The sequence below is a fragment of the Gammaproteobacteria bacterium genome, from assembly GCA_011375345.1.
GTDB lineage: Bacteria > Pseudomonadota > Gammaproteobacteria > DRLM01 > DRLM01 > DRLM01.
In genome coordinates, this window is sequence record DRLM01000071.1 from 25858 (window position 1) to 36316 (window position 10459).

General features: G+C 64.2%; 8 protein-coding genes. 4 read left to right on the forward strand and 4 right to left on the reverse strand.

What is annotated here, in order from left to right; translation table 11 throughout:
* Positions 1-2: 2 nt before the first annotated feature.
* From tagF to ENJ19_05240, 4 genes are read left to right on the forward strand one after another with little or no spacing between them, the layout of a single operon-like run.
* The gene (gene tagF, locus ENJ19_05225) at positions 3-737 is read left to right on the forward strand and encodes a type VI secretion system-associated protein TagF (protein ID HHM05130.1); all 735 of its coding nucleotides are present in this window, start codon (positions 3-5) and stop codon (positions 735-737) included.
* Positions 734-1471 (forward strand): serine/threonine-protein phosphatase, encoded by a 738-nt coding sequence (locus ENJ19_05230; GenBank protein HHM05131.1) that lies wholly within the window; start codon positions 734-736, stop codon positions 1469-1471. Before tagF ends, ENJ19_05230 begins: the two co-directional genes overlap by 4 nt.
* Positions 1468-4935 (forward strand): hypothetical protein, encoded by a 3468-nt coding sequence (locus tag ENJ19_05235; protein HHM05132.1) that lies wholly within the window; start codon positions 1468-1470, stop codon positions 4933-4935. Before ENJ19_05230 ends, ENJ19_05235 begins: the two co-directional genes overlap by 4 nt.
* A gap of 5 nt (positions 4936-4940) precedes the next feature.
* Positions 4941-5543, forward strand: coding sequence for a hypothetical protein (locus ENJ19_05240; protein HHM05133.1), 603 nt, complete (start codon positions 4941-4943; stop codon positions 5541-5543).
* Positions 5544-5551: 8 nt separating this feature from the next.
* Here ENJ19_05240 and ENJ19_05245 read toward each other — a convergent pair whose 3' ends face one another.
* From ENJ19_05245 to ENJ19_05260, 4 genes are all read right to left on the reverse strand, one after another.
* Positions 5552-6301, reverse strand: coding sequence for a hypothetical protein (locus tag ENJ19_05245; GenBank protein HHM05134.1), 750 nt, complete (start codon positions 6299-6301; stop codon positions 5552-5554).
* 86 nt (positions 6302-6387) lie between these two features.
* Positions 6388-9828: a type VI secretion system tip protein VgrG gene (gene tssI, locus ENJ19_05250; GenBank protein ID HHM05135.1), complete on the reverse strand. Its 3441-nt coding sequence runs from the start codon at positions 9826-9828 to the stop codon at positions 6388-6390.
* The gene (locus ENJ19_05255; GenBank protein ID HHM05136.1) at positions 9825-10250 is read right to left on the reverse strand and encodes a hypothetical protein; all 426 of its coding nucleotides are present in this window, start codon (positions 10248-10250) and stop codon (positions 9825-9827) included. Before ENJ19_05255 ends, tssI begins: the two co-directional genes overlap by 4 nt.
* Before the next feature lie 60 nt (positions 10251-10310).
* Positions 10311-10459, reverse strand: a 149-nt coding sequence (locus ENJ19_05260) for a type VI secretion system tube protein Hcp (GenBank protein HHM05137.1), incomplete at its 5' end; no start/stop codon positions are given.

Below are 10459 nucleotides of genomic sequence, written 5' to 3' on the forward strand. Positions count from 1 at the left end.
CCATGAGTGGCCCGGGACTGTTCGGCAAGCTGCCCTACCGGGGCGATTTCATCTACCGGGAACTGCCCAAGAGTTTCACCACGCCCTGGGACCACTGGTTGCAAGATGGGCTGGCGACCGCCCGGCAGCAGCTCGGAGAGGCCTGGCTGGAGCCTTATCTCATCGCCCCGGTGTGGCGTTTTTCTCTGGCCAAAGGCACGCTGGATCAACGAGCCTGGCTGGGGTTGCTCATGCCCAGCGTGGACAAGGTCGGCCGCCACTTTCCGCTGACCCTGGCCGCGCCCCTGCCGAGCGGCTGCCTGCCTCCCCGTGCCCTCCTGGAGTTCGACGCCTGGCTGGGCCGGGCCGAGGCCTTGTGCCTGGCGGCCTTGGAAGAACAACTGCCGTGGGAGCATTTTCTCCAGCAGATCCGGGATCTGGGCATGCTGCCCCAGCACGGTGTGGAAGAAGCCCGCGCCGTGGCCACAGACCGGCTCCAGATCGAACTCATCGACACTGCCGGCGCCGTTCAAAATGCCTATCCGGAATTGCTGGCCTATCTCCTCGCCGGCAGAGAAACGTCCTACAGCCTGTGGTGGACCGAGGGCTCACCCCAGGTCAAACCCGCCCTGCTCTTCAGCCGTGCCCTGCCCCCGGCGGCGGCGTTTTGCGCCTTGCTGGACGGCGCCTGGGCGCGCTGGGGCTGGACGCCCCACCCGCCCCATACGCCCTTGCTGGCCCCGGGGGAAAACGGATGAGACCGCCGGTCTTTCATAGCGCCGGACGCAGCCATGTGGGCAAAGTGCGGCAAGTGAATGAAGACGCCTTCCTATGCCGCGACGAAGCCGGCCTGTGGGCGGTGGCCGACGGCATGGGCGGTCATCACGCCGGGGACGTGGCCAGCCAGGCCATCGTCCATGCCCTGGGACAGATTCCCCGGCGCGAGGCCCTCAGTGAGGCGGTGGACGCCGTGGACGACATGCTGGAACAGGCCAACACGTCCCTGCGCTACCGGGCCGCGGCCCAGGAGCCACCCCGCACCTGCGGCAGCACAGTGGTGGCGCTGCTGCTCCGGGACCGCTGCGGCGCCATCCTGTGGGCCGGCGACAGCCGCCTCTACCGCCTGCGCCATGGACAGCTGGCGCAGCTCAGCGAAGACCACAGCCAAGTTCAAGACCTCGTCAAACAAGGCATGATTCTGGAAGAAGACGCCGCCGCCCACCCCGCCGCCAATGTCATCACCCGGGCCGTGGGGGCGGCGGACCGGCTCTGTCTCGATGTGGATGTCTTCCAGGTGCAGCCCGGCGACATCTTCCTGCTGTGCTCCGACGGCCTGTACCGCGAGGTGGGCGAGACCGAGCTGCCCACCCTGCTGGCCCAGCCGCCCGCGCAAGCTGCCGCGGCCTGTGTCCAGGCGGCCCTGGCGCGGGGCGGGCGGGACAACATCACCGCCGTGGTGGTGCAGGCTCAGGCGGAAACCGGGGCGGCATGAACTACCCGGCGTTGCTCCAGGCCTATCACCAGGGCGAACTCTCGCCGGAGGAACTGGGCGCGCGCCTGGACCAGGCCGTGACCAAGGCGCCCCATACCGCGGCCGAGGCTCTGGCCGCCTTGGAACAGGCGCGGCGGGAAGCCACCTTGCCGGAGCCTTTGAGCGAGGCCCTGGCCCGACGCATCCGCGCTCTCACGGAAGCGACCCGGATCGCTGCGGACGACGACGGCACCCGCCTCACCGCTCCAGCCCCTGACACCACCCGGATGGCGGCGGCTCCCGCAGAAGAAGCCACCCGTTTGGTTTCATCTTCTCCCGCTGCTGAGGACGGCGCCACCCGCGTGGTCGCCGCCCCGGGCCGGACCGGCGCCGGCAGCCCGCTCGGCCCCGGCACCCGTCTCAAAGGCCGCTTCGTGCTGGAAGAGGTGGTGGGCCGCGGCGGTATGGGCATCGTGTTCCGGGCCCGCGACCTGCGCAAGGAAGAAGCCCAGGACCGCAACCCCTTCGTCGCCATCAAGATCCTGAACGATAGTTTCAAACAGCACCCCCAATCCCTCATCGCCCTGCAGCGCGAGGCGCGCAAGGCCCAGAATCTGGCCCATCCAAACATCGTCAACGTGTTCGATTTCGACCGCGACGGCGACACGGTCTTCATGACCATGGAGTACCTGCAAGGCCAGTCCCTGGACCGCGTTCTCAAAGAGCGCTACCCCCGCCCCCTGGAGCGGGAACGCGCCCTGCCCATCATCGACGGCATCGCCAATGCCCTCAGCCACGCCCACCAGCACGGGGTCATCCATTCCGACCTGAAACCGGGCAATGTCTTCGTCACCGACAGCGGGCAGGTGAAAGTCTTTGATTTCGGCATCGCCCGCGCCATCACCCACGGCGGCGAGCAGGACGGCGAACACACCCTGTTTGACGCCGGCAGCCTGGGCGGCCTCACCCCTGCCTACGCCAGCTGTGAGATGCTGGAGGGCCAGGAGCCGGATGTCCGTGACGATATCTATGCCCTGGCCTGCATCGCCTGTGAACTGCTCACCGGGCGCCATCCCTATAACAAGCTGCCCGCCGACCAGGCCTGCCAGCGGCGCCTCAAACCGCCTCCCGTGCCGGGTCTGTCGCGCCGCCAGCAGCGGGTGCTGCGCCAGGGGCTGGCCTTCCATCGCGAGCAGCGCCTGGGCAGCGCAGCGGAACTGGCGGCCGGACTGCGGGAAGGCAAACACCGCCGCGGCGGCGCCCTGACCCTGGCCTTGCTGGTGCTTATCGTCGCTGCCGTGGTCGCCTACGGGCCGGGGCGGGATTTTCTGGAACAGCGCCGGATCGACGCCTTGCTGGCCTCCCTGGACGAGGCCCCCGACCTGGGCGCAGTGCGGACCCTGGTGGCCGAAATCCAGTCCCTGCCACCGGTGCGACGCAGCGTCCTGCTCAATCAGGTCAAGGATCCGCTCATCGAGCAATACCGGCGCCAGGCCGAAGCCCGGATCAACACCGCCCAGGGGCATTACGATTTCCCCGCCGCGGTGCAGCTCCTGGCTGAGGCGCGCCGCTTGTATCCCGACTCTGCCACCCTGGCACAAATCACAAGCCGGGTGGAGGAACGCAAAAACCGCCTGCTGAACGAACTCACCACCGCATTCAACAGCGCCCTGGAGCAGGGCCGGCTGCTGGATGATCCCGCGGGCGAGGACGTCTTCGACGTGCTGCAAACCGTCCGCCAGATCGACCCCGATCATCCCCTGCTCACAGACGCGCGCCTGCCCCTGGCCTACCAGGAGGCCGCCGAGCGCGCCCGCCGGCAGAATCGGCTGGCCCAGGCGCAGGCCCTGCTGGCGGCGGGCTTGTCTCTGTTTCCCGCCCATCCCCAATTGATCAACCTGCAAGACCTCGTGGCCCAGGCCCGGGAAGTGGGAGGGAAGACCGACACCACCGCGGCGGCGTTGGGGCCGGAGGAACACGAACAACGCCTCCAGACCCTGCTGGCCCGGCCCTTTGCCGGGCGCGGCTGGAGCCAGGAAGCCATCGGGCATCTTAAGGCTCTGGAACAGGCCTACGGGCGGGATGACCAGCGGGTCCGCGCCGGTCGCGCGGCCCTCAGCCAGGCCCATATGCAGCGGGCCAAAGACATGCTCGCGGCCAGCCGCTTTTCCGAAGCCCGCGCCACCGCCGAGCGCATCGCCCGCTTCCAGGGCGACGTCGCCGCCGCCCAAAGCCTGTTGGCTGAGATCAAAGGCGAACAAGCCGCTTTCGAGCAACAAGCCCGGGAAAAAGCCCGCCTGGCCCGCCTCGAAGGGCTGAAGCAAACCTTGCTGACCCAGGCCAAGGCCAACGATGTCACGGGTGCCAAACGCACCTTGGACAAGCTGCACCGGCAGCTGCCCCTTAGCGATCCCTTCCTCACCGAGACCGCGCCCCAGGCCCTGGGGCAGGCCTACTTGCGCCTGGGTCAGGACCTCCTCGCCCAAAGCGCGCCGGACTCGGCGCTCAAACTGCTGGAGAGCGCCCGGACCTACATCCCCGACGCCCCCGCCTTGCAAGAGACCCTGGCGGCGGCCCAGAGCGCCGTCCATGAACAGTGGCTGAAATCCCATGTGGCCGGGGCCGCCGCCCTGGATGCCGGCGAAATCGAACGCCGCCTCCAGGCCCTGCCCCCCCGGCACCGCAATGCCCTGCGGGAGGAACTCGCCCGCATCGCGGCCCAACGGGTGGAGACGGCCGCCACACACGATCTGACCGCCGCCCACGCCCTGCTGGCCCAGGCCCGGCAGAGCTTCCCCGGGGAGGCCGTCCTCAAAAATCTCAGCCTGCCCGAAGCCGCGGCGCCGGACCCCTGCCAGGCCAGGTTCGCCGGTCACGGCCGCCTGGCCCGCGCCACCTGCCGCGACAACCTTGGCGACGGCCGGCGCGGGCCGGTGATGGTGGTCATCCCTGCCGGCGGCGGGTTCAGCCGGCCCTTCGCCATCGGCAAATACGAAGTGTCGGTGGCCGACTTCAATGCCTACTGCCAGGCCAGCGGGCGCTGCCCCGGGCTCCGTGACCGTGCCAAGGATCTGCCCGTCACCGGCATCACCCTGGCCCAGGCCCGCGACTACGCCCGCTGGCTGAGCGAGGCAACGGGTTACCGCTACCGCCTGCCCCGCGGCGAAGAATGGCGCTACGCGGCAGAGGCAGGGGGAAAACAGCCGGAGAAAGATTTCAACTGCCGGGTCAGTCTCGGCAGCCGCCTGCTCAAAGGCAACGCTCTGCTCAGCGTGCGCTCCGGCAAACACAATGGCTGGGGCCTGATGAACTATGTAGGCAATGCCCAGGAATGGGTGCTTGCGGGCCAGGCCGTGGAAGTGCGCGGCGGTTCCTATCGCGACCCCCTGGCGCAGTGTGCTGTGTCCTTGCGCCGCAATCACAGCGGCAAGGCGGATGATGTCACCGGTTTCCGTCTGGTGCGGGAACTGAAACCGGCCTCGTAGAGCTGATGAACGACGAACTGCGATCTCTGGCCAGGGCCTATGCCGACGGACTGATCGAGCGCAATGGGTATCGTCAGCGACGGCGGGAACTCATAGATGGCATCACCGAGGCCTGCAAAGAACAGGCCTTCTCCCCCCCCACTCAGCCGCGGCAACGGCGCGCTGCGCCACATATTGTCCCCACTGGCGCCACTTCGACGCGCCCCGCCATGATGGGCATTGCCGCTGCCCTGCTTCTCGCCGCTGCCATTGTGGCATTCATGCTGCTGGGCGGGAAAAAAACACGGTGGGACACACCGCAGTCACCGGCTACGGCTACGACTGCGCCACCGCCATCAGAGGGTGCCGGCAATCCATTTGACGGCTTTGTGCAAAACCCCGAATGGTGGACCGCTGCCCGCTTGGCGGCGTTGAAGGAAAAGTGGCGCTCGCTGAGCGCCGGGCAGCGCCGGGCATGGCAAAGCACGGCGGCGTACAATGAATTTGAGGCGGCTTTGAACCGCCGCCTGCAGCAGCAACAAGCCCTGGCGGAAATCGGTGATGAGCGGGCCGGCAGACTTTTAAAAGAACTGCAACAGCTGCGCTCGGCTTTGCAGCAAAGCCGATAACAGCGCGGTCACGCCGCAGCGGTGATCAGTTCCTGCTGCAAGGGGTCTTCCAGCCCCTGCAAACCCTCCACATCCACCAGTTCCTCAAACAAGGGCAGACCCGACAGCTGCACCACGGTCTGGATCAGTTCGTCCTGGGGCCGGAAGGTGGGCACCGGGGAGGAGATGACAACAAAGGGCAAATCCCCGGCCACTGCCGAGGTTTCCAGGGAAAGAGGAAAACGCAAATCCGCCATCAAGCGCTGGATGCCGGGAGACAGGTCCAATAATTTGGCCAAAGTCAGGTTCTGCACCAGCAGGGTTTTCAACTCTTCCGCCGGCAGACTTTCCCCGTCCCGCCTGGCTTTGAGCAAGCGGGACAGTCCCGGCGCGCCATGGTAGGCCAGCACCCATTTCACCGGGCATTTCAGCGTGATCGTCTCCCCGCTGCCCAGGGCATGGGCATATTCCCAGGGACAGATTTCCAGTTGGTTTTTGATGTTCCTGACCGGTGTGCTGAGCTTCATCGGCGTTTGAAAGGCTTCCCGGCTGAGCGACTTGAAACGTGCGTCCAGTTCGGCGAAGTTTTTGTCCGCGCCGGGCACTTTCTCTTTGAAGGCGCTCTCCATGAATTCGCCCAGCACTTTGCGGGGGGCGAACAAGGGCGTGAGCGTGGTGAGGTAGGCGTTGAGCTTCTTTTCCAGCACCTGGGAGATTTTCTGCGAGGCATTGCGCAGCGCCCCCATCTGCTGCAAATCGATGTCTTTCACCTCGCTCATCGCCACCCTTTCTGTTGCCACATCAGTAAATGCAAATGAATATAGCGTCTGGAACCTGCTGGTGGCAACACGGGGATATGTGCGGTTCAGCCCAGTTCCACCTGGGCGGCGTTGATTTTGACATTGGTATTGCCGTCAATCTGGACGCCTGCACCACCTTCCAGGGTGAGCTTGCCGGCGGTGCTGATTTTCATGTCCTTGCTGCCGATGATGGTGAGTTTCTCGTTTTTCAGCAGGATCTGGAGATTGCCCTGCTTGATGGTCACGCTGTCATCACCCTTGAGTTCCACGGTCTTGGCGCTGCCGGAAATACCTCCCTTGGGCGCCGCGGCTGTGATGTCCGCATCTGCCGAACTCAGGCTGACGGTCTGTTTTGCTTTGACCTCAAGCCTGTCATCGGTGGACATCAGTGACACGGCCCGCTTGGCTTTTGCGGTGATGGCGTCTTCCTTGGAGGCCAGCTTCATCCCTTTTTCGGACTCAAGATCAATTTCTTCGCCGGACAGCAGGGTTTGTTTGACACCCTTGAGTTCGGCCCTGTTTTTCGCGAGTATCGTCGTCTCATCCTCAGCCATCACGGTGACTTTGCCTTTCTTCGGCAGCAAGGTCCCGTCACCGAGTTTTTCGCAGCCGTAGATGAACACCGTCTCGCCGCGAACAAACACTTTTTCGTCGCCATACATATTGAGGTTACCCACCGACCCCAGGGTGTGGCCCGTGCTGTGCTTTCCCACCGTCTTCGAACCACCCAGTTTCTTGGGTACGAAGCGGCGCGTCTTGGTGGCCGTTTTGCGCTGCCAGAATGGGAAAGTTTCCGCTGGTTTTCCCAGGGGGTTGTCATTGGGAGTGGGCATCAGCCGCGGCTTGACGTACAGGCCATAGGTCTTGACGCCCGTGAGCCAGTGATACTCGGATTCAAGTTCTTCCTTTTTCTTCAACACTTTTTTGTACAGCAAATAGGCACCGCTGACGAGTGTGACCAGGGCCCCCGCGCCGGTCAGGGCGGAATTGGCGACACTGGCGACTTGTCCCGCCCCGCCTTTTTCCGAAAACTCATAGGCGGTCTCATCGTATTTGTCCTGCACCTCCACCAGGTCTTTCTTTTCGCTGTACAAGGCCCGGTCTTTGACCCGCAGATTGATGACCTTGCCTTTCAGGTCCGCTGCCTGGGCGAGATGTTCCTGGGCCGTCATCAAGGCATCCAGGGCGGCTTCCAGGGCCGCCTGTTTTTTATTGGCGGCATTCTCCGCTTCCTGGCGGAAGCGCTCCTTGTCTTGCAGATTGCGCGCCCGCTCATTGGCGTATTCCTTCTCTTCATCGCACCATTCGGTGCGCTTGTCCGACTGCCGGGCACTCAGGACCGCGGCTTCTTTTTTCGACAAGGTAAAACGCGCGCTTTCAAAATCTTTGCAGGCCTGGTCCACGGCCTGGAGGCGCCCGTGGTACAGGTAGCGCCCAATCAGCGCCTGACGGTAGGCCGCCTGGTCAGGGTAGCCCCCGTCGGCAATGGCTTGCCGCAGGGCCCGGGGCGACATGGCCGTGATTTTTTCATCCACCAAACGTTCCACCTCCGAGCGCGACTTGCCTGCCAGGCCGGGCGGGCTGCCATAATCCTGGGGCCAGGAGGCTTTCAGGGTGTCGCGCGCGGCGAAGTAATCGGACTGGGCCGCCTGCATTGCCGCCTCGGCCTGGTTAACCTCTCCTTTTTGTTTGTCCAGGTCCACCTGCTTGCTTTTGCTGATGGCGGACATGGTGCCCTTCATCGCGCCCAAGGCCGCCCCCAACACCAGCATGACGGCACCTATGCCGAAACCCAGTTTCTTCTTCTTCGAAGCGCTGCTGGGCTTGGCCACCGAGACGATATCGCCGGCGGAACTGAGCTGGGTGCCTTCGATGATCTTGCTCATGCTGCTGCTGATGAAGCCCATGCCCAATGCGGCCACGCCGGTGGACGCCCCCGCAGTAGCCAGGATGGCGCCGGTCTCGGGAGCATTGGGCGCGCCCAATTGAAACTGGGTGGCCATGAACGGTGTGGACATTTTGATGCGTTCGCTGCCTTCCTTGTCATCAATGTCTATTTCGTTGGCGCCGCCGGTACGAATAACATTGTGGGTGGCGTTCTCCGCCCGCACAGGGCTGGGCGTTGCCGCATTGGGCACGGTACCGGCGATGATGGGACGGTCGGGATCGCCGTTTTCGAATGCCACCAGTACTTCGGTGCCGGGCCGCAGGGGAAAATGCATACCGTAGCCGTTGCCGGCATGGGGTTGCGCCATGCGGATCGGGTGCGAGGCGCGCAGTTCCCCCGCCGCTGCTGTATCAAACAAGAATTTGACATAGTAGCGCCCCTCATCGTCCACCTTGGCGTAGCGGGGATCGTCGTCCGCCTCAATGGCGCCATTCAGCACGCCGTCAATATGGGGACGCGGTGTGCGGCGCTCGGGCCTGAAACTCACGTCGGGAGAGTGAGCGGTAAAGGTATTGTTGTAGACGGGCCGCGTGCCGTCACCCTGCCCGAAGCCCGGTTGCCGCGCCGAATGCTGCAACTCCGACAAGAGCAGGCTTCTGTCGCCACCGGGCAGACCGCGCAAAGTAAAAATCAAACCGGGATACAAACGCGGTTCCGCACTGGCACCGCCATAGCGCTGTTTGCGGCACAACAGCTCCTCGGCGCGAATGCGGGCAAGCGCCTGGCCCTGTTCCGGCGTCTGGAAGTGGGCGCCGTATTCCACGACCTCGCCACCTTGTCCGCCCCACACCTCGGCGCTGCCTTGCAGATAGACTTTGGGTTGACGGTAATTGTAGTCCCGCACCACATAGCGACGGGGCACGGCCCGGGTGCAGCTCTGCAAACGGTAGACACCTTCTTTAGTGCCACGGGGGTGATAATCAATGGCGCGGTCAGCGGCCAGTGTGCTGAAACTGCTGTTGTCATCGGCGAAGATCATGACGTCACGGCCGTCACGATGCTCGAAGTAGTAACTGATGCCGTGGTGCTCCAGCAGCCGGGAGATAAAATCCAGGTGGTTTTCCTGGTATTGCACCAAAAACTCTTTTGCCGGATAGCTGCCCCGCAGGCGGAACTCGAAGTCCTGTTCCGCCGCAAAGCCGATCTCTCCCAGCAGGCGGGAGACGATGGCGGGGATGCCAAGGTCGAGATAGACTTCCACGGTGGTATGCAGGCACAAGCGCCAGGCCCGGGGCACAAAGCGCAGCCGGTAGGCAGCATGGTCGCTGTCGTCGTCCCAGCGGTCCTCCACCTCCGCGATCATGCCGTGCAGGCGGCGCTCCTCCACCGTGCCCCGTGTCCATACCAAGGTGGCGGGCTGAGCCAGCAGTTGTTCCGCATCCACCCCTAAGGGATCCCGATAAAGCACGGTCAGCCGGAAATCGAACAGGCTGGATATGGCTTCGCGGCCGTCCAGCTCGGTGATGGCCAAGGCCTCCCGGGGGAGTGTGGCGGTTTCCAAATGTACCGTGACTACGCTGTCGTCCATCATCGTCATGCCCTCTTGCCAGCCCTTCACGCTGCTCTGACTTTGGTGTTACGGGTGATAAACTGCGCTGTGCCGCTCACCACCGGCACCGGGTCAGGCACCGGCCCGGCCGGGCTGGGTTGCATAGCCGGTGTCATGGCAATGAACTTGGCCTGCAGGGTGCCGCCCTTCAGCAACAAGGGTTTGCCACCGCATTTCGTTTTTTGGGTTTGGTGTTGCGGCGCCAGTGTCAACCAGATCTTGCCGCTGCCCGGCGTAACAAAAGAGCCCTTGGTATAAGGCACCATGCTGCGAATGGCCACGGGATACTCATCCCCCACCACGCACACGATTTGACCTGAGGCCTTGTGTATCCCCGTTCCCACCAGCGGCAGCGGCGCGGCAATGGGGGGGATAATCAGCCCGGGAAAAGTGATTTGTATCGTATCGCCGCTGACAACAACATAATCCATGAGCACAAACCCCGTGACAAGCGCCCTGCCTGAGGCGGCAGGGCACGGTTGGGATGCGGACTACACCTTGGGCGCGCGCCAGTCGTCGCTGCCGGCGGTGCCGGCCACCACATGCTCCCAGTCAATGCGGCGGTAGGAAAAAGACCAGTCTTCCAGATGGGTGAAATGCGCGTTGGCCGGGTCCTGACAGTTGTACATATAGGCCTTCA

Coding starts and splice junctions, on each gene's coding strand:
- tagF (HHM05130.1), top strand. CDS start 3: ATGAGTGGCCCGGGACTGTTCGGCAAGCTGCCCTACCGGGGCGATTTC.
- ENJ19_05230 (HHM05131.1), top strand. CDS start 734: ATGAGACCGCCGGTCTTTCATAGCGCCGGACGCAGCCATGTGGGCAAA.
- ENJ19_05235 (HHM05132.1), top strand. CDS start 1,468: ATGAACTACCCGGCGTTGCTCCAGGCCTATCACCAGGGCGAACTCTCG.
- ENJ19_05240 (HHM05133.1), top strand. CDS start 4,941: ATGAACGACGAACTGCGATCTCTGGCCAGGGCCTATGCCGACGGACTG.
- ENJ19_05245 (HHM05134.1), bottom strand. CDS start 6,301: ATGAGCGAGGTGAAAGACATCGATTTGCAGCAGATGGGGGCGCTGCGC.
- ENJ19_05255 (HHM05136.1), bottom strand. CDS start 10,250: ATGGATTATGTTGTTGTCAGCGGCGATACGATACAAATCACTTTTCCC.